At 36.2% G+C, this 25,229-nt stretch carries 26 protein-coding genes and 2 pseudogenes; 8 read left to right on the forward strand and 20 right to left on the reverse strand.

The window, feature by feature from the left end:
* Window positions 1-186 precede the first annotated feature (186 nt).
* Window positions 187-3,318, forward strand: coding sequence for a SusC/RagA family TonB-linked outer membrane protein (locus tag FEZ18_RS07225; RefSeq protein WP_153267703.1), 3,132 nt, complete (start codon window positions 187-189; stop codon window positions 3,316-3,318).
* Window positions 3,319-3,329: 11 nt separating this feature from the next.
* Window positions 3,330-4,811, forward strand: a complete 1,482-nt coding sequence (locus FEZ18_RS07230; protein WP_153267704.1) for a SusD/RagB family nutrient-binding outer membrane lipoprotein — start codon at window positions 3,330-3,332, stop codon at window positions 4,809-4,811.
* Between the two features lie 77 nt (window positions 4,812-4,888).
* Here the strand turns inward: FEZ18_RS07230 and FEZ18_RS07235 are convergent, their stop codons facing one another.
* The 6 genes from FEZ18_RS07235 to FEZ18_RS07260 form a co-directional block, all read right to left on the reverse strand.
* Entirely contained in the window at window positions 4,889-5,914 is a 1,026-nt protein-coding gene (locus tag FEZ18_RS07235) for an aminotransferase class I/II-fold pyridoxal phosphate-dependent enzyme (protein WP_153267705.1), read from the reverse strand.
* A gap of 7 nt (window positions 5,915-5,921) precedes the next feature.
* Complete coding sequence (locus FEZ18_RS07240) at window positions 5,922-6,929, reverse strand: dipeptide epimerase (RefSeq protein WP_153267706.1); 1,008 nt, start codon at window positions 6,927-6,929, stop codon at window positions 5,922-5,924.
* Window positions 6,930-7,482: 553 nt separating this feature from the next.
* A complete protein-coding gene (locus FEZ18_RS07245; RefSeq protein WP_153267707.1) occupies window positions 7,483-8,265 on the reverse strand; it encodes an enoyl-CoA hydratase/isomerase family protein in 783 nt (260 codons plus the stop codon).
* 4 nt (window positions 8,266-8,269) lie between these two features.
* The gene (locus tag FEZ18_RS07250) at window positions 8,270-9,757 is read right to left on the reverse strand and encodes a sensor histidine kinase (protein WP_153267708.1); all 1,488 of its coding nucleotides are present in this window, start codon (window positions 9,755-9,757) and stop codon (window positions 8,270-8,272) included.
* 191 nt (window positions 9,758-9,948) lie between these two features.
* On the reverse strand, window positions 9,949-10,536 hold the full coding sequence (locus FEZ18_RS07255; protein ID WP_153267709.1) for a HupE/UreJ family protein: 588 nt from the start codon (window positions 10,534-10,536) through the stop codon (window positions 9,949-9,951).
* A gap of 95 nt (window positions 10,537-10,631) precedes the next feature.
* Window positions 10,632-11,597, reverse strand: a complete 966-nt coding sequence (locus FEZ18_RS07260) for an NAD-dependent epimerase/dehydratase family protein (RefSeq protein WP_153267710.1) — start codon at window positions 11,595-11,597, stop codon at window positions 10,632-10,634.
* A 156-nt stretch (window positions 11,598-11,753) separates the two neighbouring features.
* Here FEZ18_RS07260 and FEZ18_RS07265 point away from each other — a divergent pair, with 156 nt between their 5' ends.
* Complete coding sequence (locus FEZ18_RS07265) at window positions 11,754-12,278, forward strand: hypothetical protein (protein ID WP_153267711.1); 525 nt, start codon at window positions 11,754-11,756, stop codon at window positions 12,276-12,278.
* Between the two features lie 113 nt (window positions 12,279-12,391).
* Window positions 12,392-14,476, forward strand: coding sequence for a M13 family metallopeptidase (locus FEZ18_RS07270; RefSeq protein WP_153267712.1), 2,085 nt, complete (start codon window positions 12,392-12,394; stop codon window positions 14,474-14,476).
* Window positions 14,477-14,551: 75 nt separating this feature from the next.
* On the opposite strand, the gene FEZ18_RS07275 is transcribed toward FEZ18_RS07270, so the two are convergent.
* Window positions 14,552-15,265: a hypothetical protein gene (locus FEZ18_RS07275; RefSeq protein ID WP_153267713.1), complete on the reverse strand. Its 714-nt coding sequence runs from the start codon at window positions 15,263-15,265 to the stop codon at window positions 14,552-14,554.
* A gap of 176 nt (window positions 15,266-15,441) precedes the next feature.
* On the opposite strand from FEZ18_RS07275, the gene FEZ18_RS07280 reads away from it, so the two are divergent.
* The gene (locus tag FEZ18_RS07280; protein ID WP_153267714.1) at window positions 15,442-15,909 is read left to right on the forward strand and encodes a CBS domain-containing protein; all 468 of its coding nucleotides are present in this window, start codon (window positions 15,442-15,444) and stop codon (window positions 15,907-15,909) included.
* Window positions 15,910-15,911: 2 nt separating this feature from the next.
* Here the strand turns inward: FEZ18_RS07280 and FEZ18_RS07285 are convergent, their stop codons facing one another.
* The 13 genes and pseudogenes from FEZ18_RS07285 to FEZ18_RS07345 all read right to left on the reverse strand — a co-directional run bounded on the left by FEZ18_RS07285 (window position 15,912) and on the right by FEZ18_RS07345 (window position 22,901).
* Window positions 15,912-16,262: a hypothetical protein gene (locus tag FEZ18_RS07285; protein WP_153267715.1), complete on the reverse strand. Its 351-nt coding sequence runs from the start codon at window positions 16,260-16,262 to the stop codon at window positions 15,912-15,914.
* A 2-nt stretch (window positions 16,263-16,264) separates the two neighbouring features.
* Window positions 16,265-16,795 (reverse strand): GNAT family N-acetyltransferase, encoded by a 531-nt coding sequence (locus FEZ18_RS07290; RefSeq protein WP_153267716.1) that lies wholly within the window; start codon window positions 16,793-16,795, stop codon window positions 16,265-16,267.
* Between the two features lie 228 nt (window positions 16,796-17,023).
* The gene (locus FEZ18_RS07295) at window positions 17,024-17,248 is read right to left on the reverse strand and encodes a type II toxin-antitoxin system RelE/ParE family toxin (RefSeq protein ID WP_228122658.1); all 225 of its coding nucleotides are present in this window, start codon (window positions 17,246-17,248) and stop codon (window positions 17,024-17,026) included.
* Window positions 17,241-17,480 carry a type II toxin-antitoxin system ParD family antitoxin gene (locus FEZ18_RS07300; RefSeq protein WP_153267717.1) on the reverse strand — a complete coding sequence of 80 codons (240 nt, stop codon included), beginning with the start codon at window positions 17,478-17,480 and terminating at the stop codon, window positions 17,241-17,243. Before FEZ18_RS07300 ends, FEZ18_RS07295 begins: the two co-directional genes overlap by 8 nt.
* A gap of 452 nt (window positions 17,481-17,932) precedes the next feature.
* Window positions 17,933-18,907, reverse strand: coding sequence for a permease (locus tag FEZ18_RS07305; protein WP_153267718.1), 975 nt, complete (start codon window positions 18,905-18,907; stop codon window positions 17,933-17,935).
* 126 nt (window positions 18,908-19,033) lie between these two features.
* Entirely contained in the window at window positions 19,034-19,306 is a 273-nt protein-coding gene (locus FEZ18_RS07310) for an OsmC family protein (RefSeq protein ID WP_228122660.1), read from the reverse strand.
* Between the two features lie 8 nt (window positions 19,307-19,314).
* Window positions 19,315-19,551 (reverse strand): thioredoxin family protein, encoded by a 237-nt coding sequence (locus tag FEZ18_RS07315; protein WP_153267719.1) that lies wholly within the window; start codon window positions 19,549-19,551, stop codon window positions 19,315-19,317.
* A 50-nt stretch (window positions 19,552-19,601) separates the two neighbouring features.
* Window positions 19,602-19,907 carry an ArsR/SmtB family transcription factor gene (locus tag FEZ18_RS07320; protein ID WP_153267720.1) on the reverse strand — a complete coding sequence of 102 codons (306 nt, stop codon included), beginning with the start codon at window positions 19,905-19,907 and terminating at the stop codon, window positions 19,602-19,604.
* 182 nt (window positions 19,908-20,089) lie between these two features.
* Window positions 20,090-20,436: pseudogene (locus FEZ18_RS07325) on the reverse strand (arsenic resistance protein); the annotation flags it as partial.
* A 60-nt stretch (window positions 20,437-20,496) separates the two neighbouring features.
* On the reverse strand, window positions 20,497-21,129 hold the full coding sequence (locus FEZ18_RS07330) for a low molecular weight phosphatase family protein (protein WP_153267721.1): 633 nt from the start codon (window positions 21,127-21,129) through the stop codon (window positions 20,497-20,499).
* 190 nt (window positions 21,130-21,319) lie between these two features.
* Entirely contained in the window at window positions 21,320-22,114 is a 795-nt protein-coding gene (locus FEZ18_RS07335) for a cation transporter (RefSeq protein WP_194269457.1), read from the reverse strand.
* Window positions 22,115-22,295: 181 nt separating this feature from the next.
* Window positions 22,296-22,472, reverse strand: a complete 177-nt coding sequence (locus FEZ18_RS07340; protein ID WP_153267722.1) for a hypothetical protein — start codon at window positions 22,470-22,472, stop codon at window positions 22,296-22,298.
* Window positions 22,473-22,649: 177 nt separating this feature from the next.
* Window positions 22,650-22,901, reverse strand: coding sequence for a hypothetical protein (locus tag FEZ18_RS07345; RefSeq protein WP_153267723.1), 252 nt, complete (start codon window positions 22,899-22,901; stop codon window positions 22,650-22,652).
* A 552-nt stretch (window positions 22,902-23,453) separates the two neighbouring features.
* Between FEZ18_RS07345 and FEZ18_RS07350 the strand changes: the two genes are divergently transcribed.
* From FEZ18_RS07350 to FEZ18_RS14990, 3 genes and pseudogenes are all read left to right on the forward strand, one after another.
* Window positions 23,454-23,930 carry a tyrosine-type recombinase/integrase gene (locus tag FEZ18_RS07350; protein WP_255473342.1) on the forward strand — a complete coding sequence of 159 codons (477 nt, stop codon included), beginning with the start codon at window positions 23,454-23,456 and terminating at the stop codon, window positions 23,928-23,930.
* Window positions 23,825-24,046, forward strand: coding sequence for a tyrosine-type recombinase/integrase (locus FEZ18_RS14850; protein ID WP_255473280.1), 222 nt, complete (start codon window positions 23,825-23,827; stop codon window positions 24,044-24,046). The genes FEZ18_RS07350 and FEZ18_RS14850 overlap by 106 nt, the downstream gene beginning before the upstream one ends.
* A 2-nt stretch (window positions 24,047-24,048) precedes the next feature.
* A pseudogene (locus tag FEZ18_RS14990) lies at window positions 24,049-25,180 on the forward strand (IS91 family transposase).
* The last annotated feature ends 49 nt before the right edge of the window (window positions 25,181-25,229 follow it).

Consider the following 25,229-nt stretch of genomic DNA (forward strand, 5'->3'; position numbering starts at 1 on the left):
TGTTTTTCTGTTATTTATTTTTTTAAACCAGCGATAAATTTGGCGTAGGTCTTACAAGTTTTAAATTTATCAAATATGCGGAAAAGATGTTTAAAAACCATTAAAAACATAAAAAAATTTATTTAATAATACATATTATGCAGATAAATTGTTACATTTAAAGACTAATTAATCTATTTTAATCCTATGAAAAAAAAAACGACTCTCTTATTGCTTGTTTTTTTCACCAGCACATGCAGTTTTTTGTTTTCTCAAAACATTACTGTAAATGGTCAGGTAACCGATGCTTCTAATATGCCGTTACCTGGTGTAAACATTCAAGTTAAAGGAACAACAACAGGAACAGCAACCGATTTTGATGGTAATTATACCGTTTTGGCGAATCGAGGTGATGTATTAATATTTTCTTTTTTAGGTTTTAAAACTAAAGAAGTTGCGGTTTTAAACGCGAGCTTAAATGTGAGGCTTGAGGAGGATACTGATCAACTAGACGAAGTTGTTATTACGGCCTTTGGTGTTGCTAAAAGGCAGAAATCTTTAGGTTATTCTGTGACTCAAATAGATGCAAGCGATGTAAGTTTTAACGGGCAAAACAATGCTTTAGAAGCGCTCCAAGGACAAGTCGCTGGAGTGCAAATAAACCGAACCTCTGGATCTGCGGGGGGAGGTGTAGATATTTTGATTAGGGGAATTACCTCTGTTAACCCCGCTAGAAGTAACCAGCCACTTATTATTGTTGATGGTCTAGCTCTTAATAACGACACCTTTTCTGGAGAAGTAAGACCAAGTGCAGGCTCTAATTCTGCTAGCAGTTCGGAACAATTCGCATTTTCTAACAGAGCAGGTGATATTAATTCTGAAGATATTGAAAGTTATAGTATTTTAAAGGGAGCGGCGGCAACTGCTCTTTATGGTGTTAGAGCTTCTAACGGAGCCATTATTATTACAACCAAAAAAGGTAAGTTAGGTAAGGCCAAGTTAAACTTAACGGCTTCCACTACGTTTAGAAATGTGCAAACAACACCAGATGACCAAACGGAGTATCGAGAAGGATTTAACAACCTACCAAGAACGTTATATACACCAGAAACAGATCTTGGCTTTACCAGATTGGGCGGTACCTCATTTTATTCTTGGGGACCAAGATTTAGTGAAAACTCAGCAACTTTAGACAATGGTAATGTGGTTGATTTATCAAACGATGCTTATTACAGCCCTTATGATATTTTTAGAACAGGTTTAAACACGCAAATTAATTTAAATGTTAGTGGGGCTTCAGAAACTATGGATTATTTTTTATCTGTTGGTAATAGTAACGACGAAGGCATCTTACCTAATACAGACTACGAGAAGACCAATCTTAGACTAAAAGCCGGTTATAAAGTGACCAACAACTTTAATATTAATAGCTCTGTATCATATAGCAAGTCTGGTGGTAAAAGAGCAAATGGTGGGGACAAATCGGTAATGAGTGCATTATCTTATTTTTCTGGTACATTTCCCATAAACGATTTTCGAAATCCAGACGGTTCTGAACGTGATTATTCTTTCGGGATTATTGATAATCCAAGATATTTAATGGAAACCAGTAGTCTTGTTGACGATGTTAACCGATGGATTGGGAATGCAACTTTTAATTGGCAACCAAAAGAATGGGTTAATATTACTTACGCCGCTCAAATTGATAACTATTCAGACAGGCGTAATCGCTATGTAGGTCCAGATTTAGATGGTGGTTCACAAGTTGGAGGCTTTATTTTAAATCAAAATATAAACTCTACGGCTTTAGAGTCCAATTTTTTAGTGGCATTTAGTAAAACTTGGTCTGAGGATTTTACAACAGATTTAACTTTAGGTCATCAACTCTCCGATACGAAAAGAAATTATGACGAGGCACGAGGAGAGGGTTTAAATATAGCTGGTGTTAATGAAATAGGAAACACGACCAATTATTTTATAGACAGTACGGTAGAGCAATTACGTAATATGGGGGTGTTTGGAGAGCTTAAATTAGCTTACAAAGACAAATTATTTTTAACACTAACAGGTCGAAACGATTGGTTGTCAACGCTACCAAAAGAAAACCGTTCATTCTTTTACCCTTCAGCCAGTTTAGCTTACGACATCTCAGATCTTTTTGGAGATAATGATACGTTCACTTTCGGAAAATTAAGAGCTTCGTGGGCAGAAGTTGGTAAAGGACCGAATTTTGGTGAAACAGGGAGCTACTTTGTAGTTGATGGCGATTTCCCTTTTACTGGTGTTGGAGGCTTTAGAAGAAGCACCTTATTAGGAGATCAAACTCTAATACCAGAGCGAAATCAATCTATTGAGTTTGGTGCCGATTTACGCTTTTTTGATAGCCGTTTTCGTATAGACTACGCTTATTTTAACACACGGGTTAAAGATCAAATATTTAATGTTGGTACAGCTTATTCTTCAGGACTATCGGCCATAACGAGAAATGCTGGAGATTATGAGGTTTTTGGACACGAACTATTGTTGAGTGCAGATATTATTAGAAGAGACAGTTTTAAATGGAATATGTCTTTAAACTGGTCTACGAGTGAAGGTAATGTTTTAGACATTCCAGATGATATCCAATCTATAATATTTGCTGATTCAGGATTTGCAGGCGTAACCTCCGAAATTAGAGAAGGTGACAAAATGGGAAATCTATACGGTTACAAATGGCGTTATGAAAATGGCCAGCGTTACATAGGTAGCGACGGCTTACCTCGTGTTAATTTAGACGAAAAAGTAATAGTCGGCAATGCTTTTCCTGACTACATAGCATCAATTACTAATAGTTTTAAATGGAAAGGTCTCGGATTTAATTTTGTTTTAGAATACAAAAAAGGAGGTGACCTTTATGATTCTGGTTTACGTAATTCTATTAGAAACGGTGTGCGTGGTCTAACTGCATTTAGAAATGTAAATACCGTGTTACCTGGGGTAATGGACGATGGAAATGGTGGGTTTATAGCCAATACTATTGAAACCACAATAGACCAAAATTATTACCGAAGTTCAACGCGATATAACCGTGCCTCAGAAATTTTAGTGCAGGACGCCTCGTGGGTAAAACTTCGAAACATTGGGCTGTCGTACGACTTGGGTTCTAACATCCTTGAAAAATTAAAGATAGAAAGACTTAGTTTTAACTTGAGTGCCAATAATATCTTACTATGGACACCCTTTGATGGTTTTGACCCAGAAGGCAATCAGTATAGTGCGGGAAGTAATGTATACGGATTTACTGGGCTAAGTATCCCATTAAGCCAGAGTTATTCATTTGGTATAAATGTCACATTCTAAAAAAGGAAATCATGAAAAAAAATAATATTATAACAACCATTTTTACTCTATTGGTAATTACACTGGTAGGGTGTAGTGATGAGTATTTTGATGTTAATACACCATCCAATACAGCGACCTTAGAACAATTAGGAATGAAAGATTTAATTGCGCCTGTTATTCACAGCACTATGGAAGGTCAACGTTCGGCAGAATTATCTTTTGGAAACTACACACAGTATTTTGTTTCAACCGGAGGAGGTGCTGCGGGTCAAACCTCTGCGGAGGGATTATGGAATCAAGTATATCTTTACATTTTACCTAATTTACAAGTTGTAAAAGCAAAAGCTATTGAAAATAATGCTCCTCATATCGGCGCCATATCAGACATTTTAATTGCCATTAATCTGGGGATAGCTACTGATACTTGGGATAATATACCTTATTCGGAAGCTATTCAGGGACCAGAATCAAATTTTCCTGCTTTTGATACGCAAGAAGAGATTTATACCGAAATTTTCAATCTTTTAGATGGTGCCATAGCAGCTTTAAATAGTGCGGATACCTCTGGGTTTAATTTAGGATCTGCCGACTTAATTTACGGTGGAGACTCAGAATCATGGTTAAGAGCAGCGTATACAATAAAGGCACGATATCAGTTACATCTTGTAGGTAAAGGTGTTACAACTGCGAACGATGTCTTGACAACCATAGCAAACGGATTTACATCCAATAGTGATAACTTCGCAATGTTTTATGATGATAAAAGTATAAATCCATGGTATGCTGCTGAGGTATTAGCTCGAGAAACGGGTAACTTAAGTAATGATATTGCTAGCCAAATTGTAAGTTCAATGAATGGTGATTATTATCCATTTAATGGAGCAATAAGTATAGATCCTAGATTACCTGAAATTGCCGAAATACCCGATGGAGAAACTGAATATAGGGGCTTTATTAGCGGTGGTGCAGGAAAATCTCCAAGTGGATTAGAGGATGCCAATACGAGATTTAAAACCAATGGTTTTTATACCAGTATAGATTCCCCTTTAATTTTAATTTCTTATGCCGAAGCGTTATTTATAAAAGCAGAGGCCGCATTTTTAGCCAATGGAGGTACTACTACCAGTATTGGCTCAAGTGCTGTAGCCTATGATGCTTACATGGAAGGTATCGCTGCAAGTATGGAAATGTGGGGTGTAGATGGTACAGATTATTTGGCAGATACAGCTATTGATGTGGGTGCAGGTAATTTAGCCTTGCACCACATTATGAAAGAAAAATATATCCATAATTACCTAAATCCTGAGACTTTTGTGGATTTTAGAAGATACGATTTTTCAGATGATGTTTTCACTGGGTTAACTATTAGGGAGGAATTAGAGAGTGATGCCGATTTTTTTGGACAATGGTTTAGACGTGCTAATTATCCATCTACAGAATTAAATAGAAATGAAGCCAATGTGTTAGCTAATCAAAAAGATCCTATAGCCCCAGTATGGTGGGACGAATAGATTTTTTAGTCTAAAACTGCCTAAAACCACTCTTTGAAACAGTTGAAGAGTGGTTTTTTTCTATATTAAATTAGGTTTCAAAAACTCACCAACATCGCCTTCAACCTTACCAAATCTGATTTGGTGTGGTTTGCCGTGATTACAATTCTGTTCATACCGTTTTTATAATTGGGGTATTTAAAATTTGTAATTATAATGCCGTTTTCTTTTATGCTTTCGTAAAAATTAGCAATGTTGCAATAGAGAACAGGATAATTGTTGTTAAACTTAAAAGCGTCTTTTAATTTTAAATTTTCAAACAAAAAAGCTAAATTGTCTTTAAGCATTTGATGTTGATTTTGGATTAAATCTTGCGACATCATATAACTTTCTAAATAGGCTGGGTTCGCACAAGATGATGAGACAAAAAGCGCTTCTTCTCGTATAGTATCAATAAACTTAGCATCGGCAGCGATAATACCTCCAGAGATTCCCAACGCTTTCCCTAAAGAGGCGATCATTATTTTTCTTTTAATGTTTTTACTACAAATGGTATTAAAAATACCCTGTCCTTGTGTTCCTAAAATACCTATACTATGCGATTCATCAACCACCAAGGTGATTTGCTTACTGGGAGATATATCGTCTAAAAAATTAAAAGCAGTAGGTAAAACCTCTAAGGCTAAAACGGCATCTAGGGTTATAACAATATCTTCTTTTATGTTATTGCGTAAATTTTGGTGTAGTATACCATTTTCAAATAAAGGTAAACTATAACTTTGCAGAATAGCTGGATGGGTTTTTGGATAGTGGTAAAACGTGTTTTTGGTTTTTGATAAATACTCTAAAACCAATTTTCCGGCTAAAGTTCCAGACGATGTCGTTAGCGTTTTTTCTACACCTATTTGTCGAGCAAATAACTCTTCTGTTTTGTCAAAAATCGATAGTTTTATGTTTGAGCTTCTGGAACTCCCATAGAAAGATCCCCATTTTGTTATGCTTTTTGCTAGTGTGTTTTGAAAATTTGCATTTGTAGGCAAGCCTAGATAGGCGGTACCACCAAAATACAAATACTCTTTTTTATTGATAATGATGGTTCTATCTGGAAAGCTATCAACAATCATGAGTGTGCTATATTAAAGAAACGCCAGTTCCGTTTAAGTGACTGTATGTTACAACACCATTTTCTATGCTTACGCCTTGAGCAATATCTTCAGACAATAGTAAGGCGCCATCCATATCTACATAATCCAACAAGGGCAATAAATGTGCTATGGCCGAAATACCCACAGAAGACTCAGTCATACAACCCACCATGGTTTTCATACCAAGTGTTTTGGCATGGATAAGCATTCTTCTTGCTGGGGTTAAACCGCCGCATTTTACAAGCTTTACATTAATACCGTGAAAGTGGTTGTGGCATTGGTCTACATCTGCTTCAACTTGGCAGCTTTCGTCGGCAATAATGGGTAATACCGATTTCTTATACACTTCTTTATGTCCTTCCCAGTCGTCTGCTTTTAGGGGTTGTTCTAAAAACTCAACACCCAATTCTTTTAGCAGTTTGGCGTTTTTTATGGTTTCTTCGACCGTCCACCCGCAGTTGGCATCAATTCTAAAGATGGCATCGGTTTGTTTTCTTAAAGCTTTAACAATGGCTATATCTTCTTTTGTGCCTAATTTTATTTTATAAATAGGCCATGGTAAGGCTTTCATTTTTGCCACCATTTTATCAATGGTATCTATGCCAATGGTGTAATTGGTTAAGGGATTATTCTGGGTTTTATAGTTCCAGAGTTCATAAAGTTTTTGTCCTTTTTTACGTGCATATAAATCGTTATACGCCATATCTAAAGCGCATAAGGCAAACATATTGTGTTTTAAATTTGGGTAGATTTCTTCCCAAAACGCTTCGAGTGTTTTATTATGAGATGTTATTAGATGCTCAATACGCCTAAGGTCTTCTTCCATTTTCTGTACTGTTACGCCGTAATAGGGGTTTGAAGTCGCCTCGCCATACCCACTAAACTCACCCTCTCGAAGTTCAACAATTAAAGTGGGCTGTGTATTGTACGAATCTCTAGAAATAGTAAATGTGTGCCTAAGTTTTAATTCGAAAGTTCTTAAAATCAGTTTCATGTGCTATTGTTTAATGTTTTTTCATGGGTCACATGCGACATCCATGTAATCATTTGCTTGAGTATCGAGTTTTAGTTATGGATGTTTCATGTGTTTATATTAATTGTTTTCTATCGGTCTCACGCGACATCCAAATAATCATTTTCTTGTGTATCAAGTTTTAGTTATGGATGTTTCACAAAATAGGAATTTGCTATACTTTGGGAAGTTAATAAAATTTGTAATTACATTTTCTAAATTTCCTTTAATGTTTTTAAAGCTAACTAGTGGTCATGGTTTATAAATAGAAAGGGTCTATAAACTGCTGAAGTGCTTAAACTGCAAGCGTTTTTAGCTGCATGATAGTTGTTTTAGGTCTTATACCAAATTAACCTTGACCCGTCGCATATAATTTGTTTACTCACATCTTTCTATTTTATAAATAGGTGTTCTTGTTGTGCTTCGCAGTTCTTTTTCGCTCATACTTAATTAAAGCCGATTATAAATATGATTAAACGACTTGCAAATACTTCCCAAAGTAAAGAAGGTAGAGGTTTAAAGCGCAAACCAAAATTTAGTTTCCTGGGAAATGCGCCTTGCGTTTTTCTAAGAACGCGGTTGTACCTTCGGTAAAATCTTCGGTATCGAAACAGTTACCAAATTCTTCAATTTCAATTTTAAAACCATTTACACCGTCTTTAAAACTAGCATTTATAGCTTTTATGGCAGCGCTAATGGCCACAGAGGAGTTTCTGGATATTTTGTTTGCAATGTTTTGGCAAAGAGGCATTAAGTTTTCGGGTGAAGTCACATGGTTAACCAGACCGAAATTATGGGCTTGATCTGCGTTAATCATGCCTGCGGTCATAATGAGCTCCATGGCGCGTCCTTTACCAACCAGTTGTGGTAAACGCTGAGTGCCGCCATAACCGGGAATAACCCCAAGCGATACTTCTGGTAAACCCATTTTTGCGTTATCGCTGGCGACTCTAAAATGGCAAGCCATGGCTAATTCTAGTCCGCCGCCAAGTGCAAAGCCATTAATTGCAGCAATGCTTGGGGTAGATAGGTTTTCAATAAAATCGAACAATAACTCCTGTCCTTTTTTGGCTAATTTTTTACCATTTGTAGCGTTAAAATTTGCAAATTCGGAAATATCGGCACCAGCAACAAAAGCTTTTTCGCCACTTCCTGTTATTATGATCACTTTGGTATTTTTATCGGTATCGGCATGTTTAAAAGCTTGGTGTAACTCTTGAATGGTTGCCTTATTTAATGCGTTTAATTTGGTTGGGCGATTAATGGTTATCGTGGTAATACCGTCTTTAAATGCTGTTAAAATGTTGTTGTAATTCATGGTGTTATGCTTTAGGAATGGTTACTGTAAATATGGTGCCTTTATCTTTTTTTGAAGTGAGTGTAATGGTGCCGTTATAGGTTTCTACGATGTTTTTTACCATAGCTAAACCCAAGCCTGTACCACTAGTTTTGGTGGTAAACTTGGGTTCGAAAACCTTTGTTTTATTATCTTCAGATATGCCTTTACCATTATCTATAACCTGTATTTGAACGTGTTTGTTAGCAGATTTCACTTCGACAATGACCTTCGGGTTATTTTTATTTTCAGGAATGGATTGTATGCTGTTTTTTACTAAATTAGTGACTACTCGAATAAGCTGCGTACGATCCATTTTAGCGATAATCTCGTCTTCTTCGGCTTTAAATTCGATATAATCTTCGTTAAAAATATCTAAGGCCAGTTTTACAATTTCAACCACATTTAAGGTTTCTTTTTGTTGCGCCGGCATTTTGGCGAAATTGGAAAAGGCTGAGGCAATGGAGCTCATAATATCAATTTGCTGGATGAGTGTTTTGCTATACTCATCGACTTTCTTATAAATATTCTCGTCATTTGGATTGAACTTTCGTTGAAAATTCTGAACCGTTAAACGCATAGGTGTTAAGGGGTTTTTTATTTCGTGGGCAACCTGCTTTGCCATTTCCCTCCAGGCTTGTTCGCGCTCGTTTCGAGCTAGCTGTACGGCACTATCTTCGAGCTCGTCAATCATGTTATTATAAGAATTTACAAGTGTAGAGATTTCTTCGCTAGTGGCCTCGATATTTATTTTTTCATTCCGCTTTTCCAGTCTGGTGGTTTTAATTTTATCGCTAATGGTTTTAAGCGATTTGGTGATGTATTTTGATAGTAGAAAAGCAATACCCACGGCCATGAGTAAAATAAACAAATAAGCATAGCTTATAAGCTCCAGAAATTCGTTTAGTTCTTTAGAGAGAAAATCGTCGTTCTCTAAATAGGGGATGTTTAAGATAGCTAAGGGTTTGGAGTTTTTATCGCTAATGTAGGTGTATAGCGATTGAAAGGTTTCGCCGTTTTCTTTATGAAAATCTACATAGCGATGTTCGGCAGTATTGGTGATGCTATTTAATTCTACGGTGTTGGAAAGGGCGTTTAGGGTTTCGGCTGCTATGCATTGTTCTTTTAAACTGGGTTGTAAATTGGCTTTTGATGATATTAAAAGCGCTCCTTCTAAATCGTATAAGTTTATTTGAAGTCGGTGTATTTCTGCGATATTCGAGATGACTTCTTTAAAGATTAAGGGAATGTTTTCGGTTTTAACTTCCCAGGTGTTTTGTCGGCTATTTAATACGCTACTTATGTGCGTTTTTACACTTTGTTCTTTACGTTCTAAGCGCTGTTTATGATAGTCTTTAGTCTCTTCGCTATATTGATAAATGGCGACTACTGCGATTAAAACAGAAGCCACCAACACCAAGAGTATCATGGTTAAAAAAATACGTGTTCGAAGGGAAAGTTTTTTTAATCTCATTAGCCGTAATAATCTATAAATATAGCAATAATCGAACCAAATAACATCATGCTAATTTTAAAAACTGCCCTTAACTGGTAAGTGCGTTAGGGATAGTAACGGAAAGCCCACAGTAGCCCTTTTTGGGGCGTACGCGGACTTGCAGTGATAGCCCGACCCCATTTTTGGGGTAACGCCCAAATGTTTTTAGCTTAAAAGATGGGGTTTTTTAATATCATAGGTATGGTTAAACCTACTACGATTGCCGATATTATCATGACCCAATCGCGTTTGGTAAACCTAAATATGGTTTGTACAACGTAGCTTATAAATAGGACTAGAAATACGATAATAATTTGAGCAATTTCGATGCCAAGGGCAAATTCTAGTAACAGGATGAATTTATTGTCTGAAGGTTTTTGTAGCTTTTCGAATTCTCGAGCAAAGCCTAAACCATGTATTAAACCAAAAAATAAGGTTGTTATAAAGAGTAAGCCTATTTTTTCTTTTTGTGGACCTTTGCCTGCTGTGAAAATATTGTAAACCGCGACAATTAAAATTGTGATGGGTATAAGAAATTCTACAATTTGGCTGTTTATACGCACCACATTGTAAGTGGCCAGAATAAGCGAAAGGGTATGGCCTAAGGTAAATACAGTAACGAGTACGATAACGCGTTTCCAGTCTTTAAATACAAATGGAATGCTAAGCATAATTAGAAATAAAATATGATCGTAGGCGTGAATATCTAAAACATGATTAATGCCATGTTTTACATTAAATAGGAAATTATCTAGCATGTTATATGGTTTTTGGGGTTCTTCCGAACTAGAATTTTGGGGTTAATTTGGTATAATTCACAGTTTAGAATACAAATTTGCTACTAAGGTACGCATTATGGTGTTTTGGTATTGTTGTATTTTCTACCTAATTGAAGCAACATTTCTTTTGTAATATCTTCGAGAGTAAAATCGGGTTTCCAGCCCCAATGTTGTTTTGCACAGTCGTCGTTTATGCTTTTTGGCCAACTGTTTGCAATATCTTGTCTAAAGTCTGGAGTGTAGCTAATTTTAAACTCTGGGATATGGTTTTTAATAGAAGCAGCAATTTCTTTAGGTGTAAAACTAATAGCCGCCAAATTGTAAGACGATCTTATTTTAACACTATTGGCATCGGCACGCATGATATCTATGGATGCCTTAATTGCATCATCCATAAACATCATAGGGAGTTTGGTATGCTCTGATAAAAAGCAGTCGAAGTTTTTATGGGTAATGGCTTTGTGGTAAATATCTACAGCATAGTCGGTTGTGCCACCACCCGGCAAGGTTTTCCAGCTAATAATACCAGGGTAGCGCAAACTTCTAACATCGACACCGTATTTTTGGTGGTAATATTCGCACCAACGCTCGCCAGCCAATTTCGTAATACCATAAACGGTTGTAGGTTCTGTAATGGTGTATTGCGCGGTGTTTTCGGCGGGAGTAGTGGGGCCAAAAACGGCAATACTTGATGGCCAGAATACTTTTTGTATCACTTTATCTTTTGCTAAATTTAAGACATGAAACAGAGAGTTCATGTTTAAATCCCAGGCTTTCATAGGTGATTTCTCGGATGTGGCACTAAGCATAGCAGCCATTAAATACACCGTATTTATTTCGTGCTTTTTAATACAGGCACTAAGGCTATTAAAATCTTGGGCATCTAAAATTTCAAAAACACCAGAATTTACAACTTCCAAATTACTGTCTCTTATATCGCTTGCAATAACATTTTCATTGCCATAAAGTGCTTTAAGTTTTAATGTTAACTCCGAACCTATTTGTCCGCAAGCGCCAATAACTAAAATTTTAGGATCCATTTATAACCGTATTTAAAATAATAATTCGACTAAATTAATAAGATTTTAGTGATAATAATTCATTTAAAAGCTGAAAAATATCGACTGAATCGCTAATTATTTAAATAACACAAACTATTGCTATATCTTTGTAACGCATCTAAAAGTTGTAGCGCTATGAATTTTAAGGTTTTAAGTGTGTTAAGTTTCTGTGTCGTACTATGTTCCTGCAAAGACACTAACGAGCATACTATTAATGACGAGGTTATTACAGAAAACAGCAGTCGAGAGTTAACAGAAAGTGACATCTCAAAATTCGACTATGTTGAGTTTGGTTTGGATGGAAAAACCGAGCAAGTTATTGCAAACTGGCAAGAATATCACCAAATACAAGATGTTGTAAATGCTGTAAAAAGTGGCGATCTTGTTTTTTTTAGTTCTAATGTAGAGACTATAAAAACCCTGTTAAAAGATTTAAAAGAAAATATTCCAGAAACTGTAAATACGCCAGCAACTTTAGCTAGAATTTTGGTTCTAGAAACTAAAATTTATAAGTTAAGAGACCTTTATAATCTCTCTACAACCTCTAAAGCAGAACTTTCTGAAGAGGTCAAGGGCTTTTTAGTGTCGTTTTCAAATTTAAACTTTCAGATGAATAAAAAGTTAGAAAGAGACAGCCAGAACATTCAAAAACCTCAATAAAATAGAATATTTGGGTTTTGATGGCTGTTAAAACTTTCTCAAATAGCACTTATAATGGCACATAATTGTTAACTTGTGTAACATTTTTTAAAATTAACCTTTAATATAATTAAATGAAAACCAAATTGAATTATTTGTTTTATGGCTTGGTCTTTTTAGGACTAGTGGCTTGTAAAAACGAGACCAAAAAAGAAACGGCTCAAATCGACGTTGTTCCAGGTATTAATTTGCAATACATGGATACCACAGTAAAACCTACTGAAGATTTTTTTAGATACGTAAACGGTACATGGCTAGATAATAACGAAATTCCGGCCGACAGAACACGCTGGGGTAGTTTTAATGAGCTAAGAAAGAAAACCGACGATGATGCTTTAGCCATTTTAAAATCGGCGATGTCTACTAATGACAGTCCGGGTGCTACCCAGGTATTACTAGATTCAGATCAAGAAAAGGCGGTTTTTCTTTTTGAAACTATTATGGATACGACAACCCGTGATGCCCAAGGTATTAAACCTTTAGAGGCCACATTAGCAAAAATCGATGCGATTAAAACCAGTAACGATTTACAACAATTTTTAATTGAAACCACGCCAAAAGGAGGGCGTGCTTTTTTTGCTGTTAGTGTAGGAGCACATCCTAAAAATAGTAATATTAATGCAGGTTACTTAAGAAACGGTGCGCTGGGTTTAACACGCGATTACTATGTAGATCAAGATGAAGACACGCAGGAAAAAAGAGAAAAATACCGTGCTCATATTGCCAAAATGCTAACCTTTGTTGGAGACTCTGAAGCCGAGGCTAAATTAAATGCCGATAAAGTATTGGCTTTCGAAACTAAATTAGCAGAGCCAAGAATGACGAAGGAAGATAGTCGTGACGCCAGAAAAAGGTTTAACCCAAAATCTATGGACGATTTGGCTAAAATGACACCTTCAATACAATGGGAGGCTTATTTTGAAGGCATAGGTGTAAAGGAACTAGACACTATTATTGTTACAGATCCTGGATATTTTAAAGCTTTAGAGGGCATTTTAAAAGAGAATAATGTAGACGATTGGAAAAACTATTTGCGTTGGACTGCAATTGATGGGAATGCCGACTTATTGTCTACCGAAATTGATAGAGCTAACTGGGAGTTTTACAGTAAAGCTATGCGAGGTTCTAAAAAACAATTGCCTAGAGAAGAACGTGCACTAAGCGTTATAAACGGTACAATAGGTGAGGCTTTGGGAAAATTATATGTCGAAAAACACTTTCCTGCAGAAGCTAAGGTTAAGGCTAAAAAGATGATTGATAATGTGATGCTAGCTTACCAAAATAGAATTGACAATCTGGAGTGGATGACTCCCGAAACTAAAGAAAAGGCTAAGGAGAAGTTAAGCAAAATGAATGTTAAGATTGCCTACCCAGATCAATGGAAAGATTACTCTGATTTGGAAGTGAAAAGTGCAGCATCTGGAGCAACTTATTTTAGTAACATGCAAAATATTAGAGCATGGCGTTTTAAAGAAGGGTTAGATAAATTAGGAAAACCCGTTGATAAAAGTGAATGGCTTATGGCTCCACAAGTTGTAAATGCGTATTTCATGCCGCCATACAACGAAATTGTGTTCCCAGCGGCTATATTACAACCTCCATTTTACAATTTCAATGCAGACGAAGCGGTTAATTACGGTGGTATTGGTGCTGTAATAGGGCACGAAATTTCACATAGTTTTGATGATTCTGGGTCGCGTTATGATGGCGATGGTAATTTAAATAACTGGTGGACCGAAACAGATTTAGAGCGTTTTACTGCTTTGGGTAAAAAACTGGCCGATCAATATTCTGCTGTTGAAGCGTTACCAGACACTTTCTTAAATGGCACGTTTACTTTGGGTGAAAACATTGGAGATTTAGGGGGTGTGAATGCCGCTTACGATGGGTTACAATTACATTTAGCAGAGCATGGAACACCAGAAAAAATTGATGGATTTACACCAGAACAACGTTTCTTTTTGTCTTGGGCAACCATTTGGAGAACTAAGTTCACCGACGATGCTTTACGTAATCAGATAAAAACAGGACCACACTCTCCTGGTATGTATCGCGCGGTAATGCCACTTCAAAATCTAGATACGTTTTATGAGGCCTTTAATATTACAGCCGGTGATAACATGTTTGTAAAACCAGAAGATCGGGTTAAAATTTGGTAGGATTTTAACTTTCTTCCACAAAAAAAGCGCAGTTTCAAAACTTTGAAACTGCGCTTTTTTATATTCTTGTAATTCCTACTTTTTTTCTTGGTTAGCAGCTTGTGCTAACGCTTGTTTCTGTCGAAGTAATTCGTTTTTCGTTAATTGAATTAAGTTGAAATTGGGTGACGCTTTAAGTGTCGCATCTAGGATATCGACGGCTTCATCAATATTCTTCTTTTTGTCCTTATTGTATACAACAAGAGCTTTTAAATACATAAAAGCCGATTTTAAAGCGACTTGATAGGGTTGTTGTGTTTCGTAAAAGGCCTTCATCATATCGGTTTTAGAATTGGCAATACCGTAAGCTATATGTTTAGAAGCCGCATCGAAGTTATTAGTTTGCATGTTTAGTTCTGCTAATTCATAAGCTACAAGCGGATTGGGATCTCTGTTAAACAAGGCTTGAAAATGCACAATAGCTAATTCTGGTCTTTTAACAGCTTTTAGCGATAAAGCCTTAACCTCTAAGGCGATATCGGAGTCGCCAACATTCTCTTCAATCCCAATGGTATTTAAGGCTTGTACGTACTTGCCTTCGCTCATATAAATATACGCTAAAGTGTCTTTTCTCGCTACCGATGGCGATAAGACGTTTAAATGCGTCATGGCATTAATCATACCCTGCACATCGCCTTGTGTTCTCATCTGTTTATAAAAGGCTTCGTAATGTTTTAACAATTCTGGGTTTTTTTGAGCGTTTAAGTTAAAACAGCTTACCACTAAAATTAATACTAAAAATCGTTTCATGTTTATTTTTATAATTTTTGCTAAAACTATAAAAAAATAGCAGGTAAAGCCTTAAATATATACTAATTGTTTTGGTTTTTGAATTATTTATTGGAGAAATATTTTGTGTGAATGATTGTTTTTTTTGGAAAATTCGATAAAAATAAGTACATTAAATTCTTTAAAGGATTGAAATTATGGGGATTAAAAGTTTTCAAGGATCGAGAAGACAGCAAAACAATGCTGAGAATACTATACTTTTAAGGGTTAGTGACTATATGACTAGGGATTTGATTACGTTTACAGCAGACCAAACCATTGAGAGCGTGATGCAGTCCTTAATTAAAAATAGAATTTCTGGCGGACCTGTAATTAATGATAAAAAGGAACTCATTGGTATTATCTCTGAAGGCGATTGTATTAAACAAATTAGTGAGAGCCGTTATTACAATATGCCTATTCAAGATAAGTCTATTAAAAATTTTATCACGTTAAACGTGGAAACCATCGATGGAAATATGAATATTTTCGATGCCGCCAATAAGTTTTTAGAATCAAAACGCCGTCGATTTCCTATCGTAGAAAACGGTAAATTGGTAGGTCAAATAAGCCAAAAAGATGTACTTAAAGCGGCCATGGCTTTAAAAGGTCAAAACTGGAAATAGTGTTATTCTTCTCTTTTAACCAGCGCGTAATAGTCGCCCTCTAAAGGCAAATACCCTTGGTTGTACACAAAGTAATACACTGTGCCTGCTTTGGTAGTGTATGTGCTTGTAAAGTAATTAAAATCGAAACCTGCCTCAATAAGTTTAGCTCTTGAGGTTTTTGTTTTTTGATTGGGGTTTAGTGTCTCTAGAATTCTATAGTTTTTTCGAAGCCTGTTATTGGTATTTCTAATGAGGTTTTTATTGTCTTTATTTATGCGGTTGTTAAATGCGTTTCTGCAACCATCACTACAGAATTTTTTATCGATTCTTCCAATTATTTTATCACCACATTCGGGGCATTTTTTTTCCATAACTAATGGTTTTCTATTTTATACCAACGCAAGTTGAGTTGCTCGTGCTCGCAATAAAAATCTTCGACATAATGTAAACCAATTTTTAATAGCGCTTTGTGCGAAGCTTGATTTCCAATCTCGGTTGTGGCATAAAGTTCTGGGAGTTTAAGTGTTTTAAAGGCATAATTTACAGCGGCTTTTCCAGATTCGGTGGCATAGCCTTTTCCCCAATATTTGGGTATAAAGCGATAACCAACATCGTAATATTTTGTATAACCATTCATGTTGTATTCGGTATTAAGCCGTATACCAGACCAGCCTATAAAATTACCCGAAGCTTTTTCAATAACCGCAAATCGGCCAATGCCACGTTCTTGGTATTGCTTGAGAACACTTTCAATATTTTTTTTAGCGGCTATTTTTGTAGTTATTGGTTTGTTGCCTAAATATCGGTGTACTTCTGGGTTAGCATCGAGCTCAAACATAGCCTCTATATCGGTAATTCTCAGGTCTCTTAATAGGAGTCTTTTGGTTTCTATATGGAATAACATCTGTTATAAATATGATTCAATATACAAATAAATCAGTCATTTACAAACGACTACAAGAGTTTACGGGTGGTTTTAAATCCGCAACACGCAATTATCTTCGCACTATATCACTCCATTGGATTTTTGTGTGTATCTAAAAAATTAATGTAGTTTAAAGCAGGAGGCTGCGCTCTGCTTTCTTGAATGAATTAGATAAGGCGAATAAATTTTGTCTTCCAACGATTGCAATTATTGCCACAATATTTTCATTGATTTTATGGTAAATACGGTCAACTCCACATACGCATCGTCTATATCCTTTTTTATATAATCTACTGAATCAAAAGAAAAAGGTCGTTCGGCAATACTGTCAAAATATTTGTCTGCTTGTTTCATTCCAAATTTTTCAACTCCGTCGTGGTGATTCCGAATTAAGTCATTTTTTGCTTCATTAGTCAGTTTGTATTTAGCCATTTAGCAAGGACTTTGATTGGGCTAGAATACGTTCTTTACCGTCGTTCGTAAATCTGCTATTTTCAGCTTTTTCCAATTTAGCTCTAATCCAGTCAATTCGAACTTGTTGCTTTCGAGCTTGTCTAATTAAATCGTTAATTAACTCACTTTTACTCGAATATTTTTTATTGTCCACTTGAGTTTTTAGCCACTCATCGTTAGGCACTGTAAATGGTATACTTTGCTTGGCCATAATTTAATATGTTGGTGTAAATACACACCAAAACCGCATCTTCTACAAGTGTGATAGTTTGTTTTAGAAAGTTAGAATATTTGACCATTTTAAAACATATATCACTAAAACTGTTCCGGCTGTACTTTAAAATATTGAACTCTGCCAGAAGTAAACTTTGTTTCCCCAAACATTTAACCACTTTTTCCCCAATGATTCTTTAATGAAGCTTTTCATAATTTTATAATGAATAAGATTAATAATCAAGAAAATTGTTGTGGCTGTTACGATTATCAAAATTTTATTCATATCTAAATTTATATTATTTGGTAGAGGTCTTAAATGTTAATAGGCATGGCTACAGGTAGTTGTGGTTGTTTTGTTTTTGTCTTTACTATTGTTAGATATTAGTATTGGACTAATTATGAGCACTAAAAAAGTTTGATTGTTTTTTATTTTTATTAAATTATGATTTATAACATTATATTAAATAGAAACCCTGAAAAGATGATAGCGAGGGTAATAACACTAAAAAATATCGCAATTAATTTTAACGACATCACTTTTTTAAGTAGGGTCGCTTCGGGAATTGATAAACCTACGGTTGCCATCATAAAGGCAATGGCAGTTCCCAGCGGCACCCCTTTCGCAACAAATACTTCGATAATAGGAACAATTCCCGCTGCATTGGCATACATGGGCACGGCAACAATTACTGCGAGCGGAACAGTCCACCACTCTCCACCTCCAAGATATTGCTCAAAAAAGTTTTCTGGAACATAACCGTGCATAGCTGCACCAATAGTAATACCTATAACTACATAAAGAAGAACACCTCTTACAATGTCCCAAGATCCCCGAGTGATTTCGGGTAAGCGTTGGTAGAACGATTGTTTTTCTTCTTCGTATTCAGCTTGTTTCATTTTATTATCAAGAATCTTTTTAACCCAATCAGAGAGTAAAGGTTCAAGCTTGAATTTGCCAAGTAGCCAACCGCCAATTGTACCTAATAAAATACCTGAAACAGCATAAATTAACGTTGCTTTTACACCAAACATCCCAAGAAACATGGCAATAGCAACTTCATTTACTAAAGGAGAAGTTATTAAAAAAGAAAAAGTGACACCTAGTGGGATTCCTCCTTGAACAAAACCAATAAATAAAGGAACTGAAGAGCAGGAACAAAAGGGTGTTAAGGCACCAAATACAGAAGAGAAAAAATATTCTAAACCGTATAGCTTTTTTTTGTTTAGATAATTTTTAAGCCGTTCGATAGGAAAATAGGCATTTACAATTCCCATTAAAAAAACAATGAAAAATAGCAGAATGAGAATTTTGAGTGTATCATACACAAAGAAATTCAGGGCTGTGCCAAATTTAGTTTCCGCTCCAATCTCAAAAATCGAATAAATTAACCAATCGGCAAAATTTTGTAACCAATCAAACATTTTCAATCGTGTTAATCGTTCCTGAAATTGAACAAGACATTTTTACAGTATTGTAAATAGTACCAAATTTTTCAATATTTTTTTTAAGTAAATCTGAATTCAATTTTTTGTCGTTGCTGTAAATTGTTAAATTGTAAACGATATTTCCATTCTAGGTGGGTTTTCAAGACGTGTCGCACTAACTTCAATGGTGGCTTTTGAATAGGCGAATTTCATCATTCCTGAAAATCTTTCAACATTTTTAAGAATGCAGGAAGCGAAAGAACCCAAGAATAATTCAGCTGGATTCGGTAAGGTTTCGGCAGACTTTGAAGTTATGCCAAAATCTATATGCGATTCTTTTATATGAACAACTGCATCTTGATTAGAAATGGATGAAGCCTTGATATGATAATTCACAGTACTTTTTAGTTTAAAAGAGCCAATACTTCATCTTTTGAAGGCACTCTACCTTTAATGGTGATCACATCATCTATTACTAAAGCTGGTGTGGTCATGACGTTAAATTTCATAATCTCCATGATATCTTCAACTTTTTCAATAGATGCATCGATGTTGTTTGCTGAAACCACCTCTTTAACAACACCTGTCATTGATTGGCATTTTGGACAGCCTGTACCTAAAATTTTAATTACTTTGGTCATAATATTTATGTTTGTTTATCGCCAATAGACGATATATTAATAAAAAAATATCAATTAAAAAATTCTTGAAATAACGTTTTCGCAATTTCCCAATTTTCTTGATGGATACAATACTTTATTTTTGGTGGTTTTAATTCTCCTTGAATTAAACCTGCGTTTTTTAATTCTTTTAAATGTTGTGAAACTGTTGATTGAGAAATTGGCAATATTTCAACCAAATCTCCTGTAAAACAACAAGATTGATTTTCAAGATGTTTTAAAATAGCAATACGAGTAGGATGTCCTAAAGCTTTGGCAAATTTTGCTAAAACTTCGGTATCTTCTTTATATTCTATGTGTTCTAAACTTCTTTTCATATTTCTTATCGCAAATTTACGATAAGTTTTTTAATTGAAATATAACTTTTGTCATATTTACTTAATACAACAGAACCAAGTTTAATTTACGTAATATAATAATTGCCGTTTTATTTGGTCACAAACACGAGAAACTCACTCCAAATAAATGAGTCTAAACTTCTTACTTGGGTTGGGAAATCCAAACCTGCAACATATTCGCTACTTCTTTCTGCAAGGTCGTTCTAAACCAAATCCAATCAAGATTAGACCAACCATATATTCAGGATAATCTCGTAAAAATATAATGGCTAAAACAAACATTAAAACAGAACCAATTATCCAATTTAAAATAAGTGAAATAGAAAGGATTTTTGTGTTTCTAAAAACCTACCTATGGCAGCAGAGTATAATTAACCTTTGCCAAAGGTGGATTTATAGTTATAATCAAACCGATTACAAGCGGAAAATTGACTCTTCCGCGATTAAATGGGTTTATACCATTTGTGAAACTTGGATTAAAGTATCCAAGTCGAACACCAAAAGCCATTGCGACAAATATTCAAAACGTTAGTTTTCTGTCAAGACTTAATTTTTTTGAAGACATTTTTTACGCTTTTATTTGTGAGAAAACGTAGAATAATTCATTTGCAATTTGCAGACTTCTTTCATGGTATTTTTCTGCTTGTTGTGGTGTGTTGTCAAATGCTTTTGGGTCTTCAAAAGTAATTGGTATGCGTTTTTCAGCTCCAGGAACAAATGGACAGGCTTCATTTGCTGAATCGCAAGTCATAATTGCTACAAATCCAGATTTTGGGTTGAAATCGTCGTCTAATTTTTTTGAAAATCCTAGTATTGGATGTTCGTTTTCTGCATATTTAATGCTGTAAACAGGATTCTCGGTTTTTGAAATGATTCTTATCTGAAAACCTGAATTTTGCAAAGTTTCTGCAACCATTGGAAAAAGTGCTGTGGCCTCTGTTCCTCCTGAATAACAAAACACATTTTTAATGTTAAAGTAATGTGCCATAGTTTGCGCCCAAACTTGCGATAAATGGCTTCTTCTTGAATTGTGAGTACAAATAAAGTTGATTCTAATTTCTTGATGATTTGAAACTTTAGACTGAATAAAATCTGTTAGCGGTTGTAAAACTGCTTTACGTTCCTCCGAAATTGTTTGAGGATTTAATTCTTTGATTACATTTTTTATTTCTGAAAACAGGGTTGTTTTGGTTGTTATCATACTTAGTTATTTGTTGCGATTAATATGTTCAATTTTTTTAACAATAATAAGAGGCTATTTAAAGCATTTTAAACAAGTCTTGAATACCCTTGAAATAAATGGTGTGTTTTTAAAAATAGCGATTTATCAATTTTAGTTCGATTCCCCAGGTTGTGCAACGTTTATTGGTGTTGTAAATAGTGCTTTTCGTTCACTTACTTAATTTTAGTATTCGAAAGGCTCCTTGAATTACCAAAACAAAAACAATTGTTCCGATAATCAAATCAGGTTTACTCGAACTTAACCAATTCACCAAAAGTCCTGCGATTATTACACCTAAATTAATTATCACATCATTCGAAGTAAATATCATACTCGCTTTTATATGTGCCTCTTCTTTGTGCTTTGATTGTTGTAAAATATAAAGACAAATTCCGTTTGCGATAAGTGCAAAAACCGAAACGATAATCATTGTCGAAAAATCAGGAAGTTTCTCGTCTCCGAAGAATCTTCTTAAAACTTCTACAAATCCAATAATCGCAAGTATTATTTGAAAATATCCAGCAAGTTTGGCAATCCGTTTTTTCTTTATTACTGTTCCGCCAACCGCAAACAAACTAATTCCGTACACAAAACTGTCCGCAAGCATATCTAAACTATCGGCAACAAGTCCCATAGATTTTGAGATAATTCCTGTTGTCATTTCAATAATGAAAAAAGCAAAATTTATTGCAAGTACAGACCAAAGTAGCTTTTTTTGGTTTGCGTTTTCTTTAAATTCCGTTCGGTCGGTTTGTTCCGTTGAGATTTTTTTTCCACCTAAATTCAATTCGATAACGGACTTTTCGATTTGGTCAATTTCTCCGCTGTGAAAAACGGTCAATTTTCGATTCGGAATATCAAAGTCCAAATTCGCAATGCTTGAAATTCCGTCCAATTTCATTCGGATAAGATTTTCCTCTGAAGGACAATCCATTTTGGTAATTTCAAATATTGTTTTATTCACTTGGTTTCTGGGTTTTTCGGCATTACTTACAACGTGTTTGTGTATGATTAGTGGCGTGTTTTAAGCACCTAATTTAGCAAATAAAAACCGAATAGAAAATCCGCGAGGATTTTCGTAAGTAGGCGAGAACCAGCCATTAATTATACACGGTGTTGGCATTTCGTTATTTTTATTCAGTTTATTAATTTTCATCCTTCTTCTTATTCGCTCTAATTGTCAAAACCATTGATATTATAATTAAAACACTCGATAATGTTGACATCCAAAATCCTCGATCAATTTCATCGGTCGTTATAAAATTCCCAATCATTAAAATTGCACTTGCAATAATTACTATTAAAGGTAAATTCTTTTTCATTAATTCAGTTTTTGTTTATGAGCGAATTCGGTCAGCGTCTTATTCCGCAAACTTTTGCAATTCCGATTGAGTGAGCAAATCTGCAACTTGCTAAATTCCGGATTCAATTCGGGTTTTGCTTTTCAATTAATTTTCCGATTCCGCAAACGAGCTAAAAGTCAAATGTTTTGTTTTAAATCACTCTTTTTTATATTTCTTATGTTCTATTTTCTTTTTTTTTAAAATCGCATAAAATTTTCGTGGCGAGATTTTCAAGTCTTTTGTTATTTCGCTTACTTTTTTCTCTCCTTTTTTATATAGCTTTAAATCCTGGTTTACTTTTTTGTCAAAGTAATGTTTTTCTAGTTTCTCAATGATTTGTAATTCAGTCAGATTTGAGTCAGTTGTATATTTTTCAATTTCCGATTTAATGTCTTTTAAATTACTCATAATTGTCATTTTTAACGGTTCTGCTCAATGAATGCCAACGGTCTTGTATATGAAAAGTAGCGGATTTTAAGTACTAACTTTTCGGATTTTAACAGACCTTTAATTTATTCATTTTGTTTCGATTAAGCGATTAAACCGCTATTTTTTATATACGTTGTTGAACTAAACCTAAAGGTAGCTTCACGAGACAGTTACATCACGATTCACTACCTTTAGGATCAAGGTTTAATCTAATACTCAATATTATGAAAAAAAAATGACACTCTCATTGAAAGAGCCATTATTTCCGTTCCAGAGTTTGCAATACTCTACCACAAACTCAAGCGCTCCGTTGAGCTCGCTGGTAAAAGCCAGAGCACACTTACCAACTATGCTCGCTGTCTGGCGCACATCGCACTCCATTTTAACTGTAGTCCACTTGAGCTCGATGAGGAACAGATCTTAGATTATCTACACGTTTTAAAGTCACAACATAAGACCCCCTCAGATAGTTTTTTCAAGCACACTGTTTATGGGCTTCGCTATGCTTATCGCATCTTTGGGATGAAAGAAATGCGGGTCATACTTCCTTCTATTGAACGCCCCAAGAAGCTCCCCGTGGTATTAAACCAAAGGGAGGTAAAAAAACTGCTTCGCACTCCAAGACTGCTCAAGCACCGATTGGTACTTGCCATGCTCTATGGCTGTGGGCTCCGCAATTTTGAACTTCGCAACCTACAACGCAGGGATCTAGATTTTGACAGGAAGTTGCTGCACGTGCGCCAGGGCAAGGGGCGCAAGGATCGCTATGTTCCCTTATCCGAGATACAGATCCGTGGCCTTAAGAAGTACCTACAGGCAGAGAATCCGGTCACTTGGTGCTTTACGGCAATGATAGAACAGGCAGTCCGGCGCAGCTTTCCTCGCAAGGGATACAGTGGATCGTGCGTGAGGCCCGCAAGCAAAGCGGTATTACAAAGGAGATTACCGCCCATATCCTGCGCCATAGCTATGCCACCCATCTTTTGGAAATGGGTCTGGACATTATGAGCGTGAAGGACCTCTTGGGACACGCAGATATTCAGACCACTCTTATCTACCTCCATGTGGCACAATCAGGTAGGCAAAAGCCGTTCAGTCCGCTGGATAGGCTTTATGGTCAATAGGGATGTGCTGTCCCGATCATGAAGTAGCGCACGTATTGGAGCGCAACAGGGAGCACCTTGCCAATCATTGTGCCAACAGTTGGCAAGTCCGCACCCTGCATGCCCTGCGCAAGTGCCGCACCGCGGCCCTTGGCGGCCACATTGATTGTTGTAATAATCCTGCCTGTTATAAGCTCCATCTTAGCTACAACAGTTGCCGTAACCGTCATTGCCCCAAGTGCCAGGGACACAAGAAGGAAGCATGGATCCAGGCAAGGGAGGCAGATTTATTAAAGGTTTCTTACTTCCACGTGGTCTTTACCCTGCCCTGTGAGCTGAACAGGTTATCTCTGTACGAGCCAAAATTGGTGTACAACCTTTTGTTCACAACGGCCTGGGGCATCGTTAAGGATTTTGGCGCTAATCCCAAGTTCTTGGGTGGCAGGATGGGAATGGTCGCTATACTGCACACTTGGGGGCAGAACCTCTCGTTGCACCCACACCTGCACTGCATTGTCCCGGGAGGTGGGATTACCAAGACTGGCAAATGGAAGAACACCAAGAGCAAGGGAAAGTACCTGTTTCCGGTAAAGGCGATGAGCATAGTTTTTAGGGCTCGGTTTGTTGCTGGGCTGCGCAAAGAGCTTGGAAAATCACAACCCGCTTCATTTTACGAAAGCCTGTTCAAAACCAGTGGGTGGTCTATTGCAAACGCCCATTCTTTGGGCCTTCACAGGTAGTGGAATATCTAGGGCGCTATACCCATAAAATTGCGATAAGCAACCATCGTTTAAAAAGTCTTGAAAGTGGAAACGTACGGTTTATGGTAAAGGATTATCGCCAAGGGGGTAAGAAGTCGGTACTTGCACTATCCGATGCCGAGTTCATCAGGCGTTTTTCATTGCATATCCTGCCCAAAGGGTTTACCCGCATCCGGCACTATGGTATCTTGAGCAGCTATTATAAAAGAACCATAATCCCAGAACTACAAAAAGATCTGGGTAGGCCAGAACTAGCGGAAAAAGTACTTTAAAGCACCGCAAGTGTCCCAGCTGTAAAAAAGGAAACCTGGTTACCATTGCAACCTTCCCCGCTCGTGGACCACCGAATGGTTGGCGCGAACAGATCGAGAAACACCTAAACAGACCAATATGAAAAAAACGCAAAACCGACGTAACGGGACTGCTATGGCCAAAACTGAAGA

It is taken from the genome of Oceanihabitans sp. IOP_32, from assembly GCF_009498295.1.
Lineage (GTDB): Bacteria > Bacteroidota > Bacteroidia > Flavobacteriales > Flavobacteriaceae > Wocania > Wocania indica.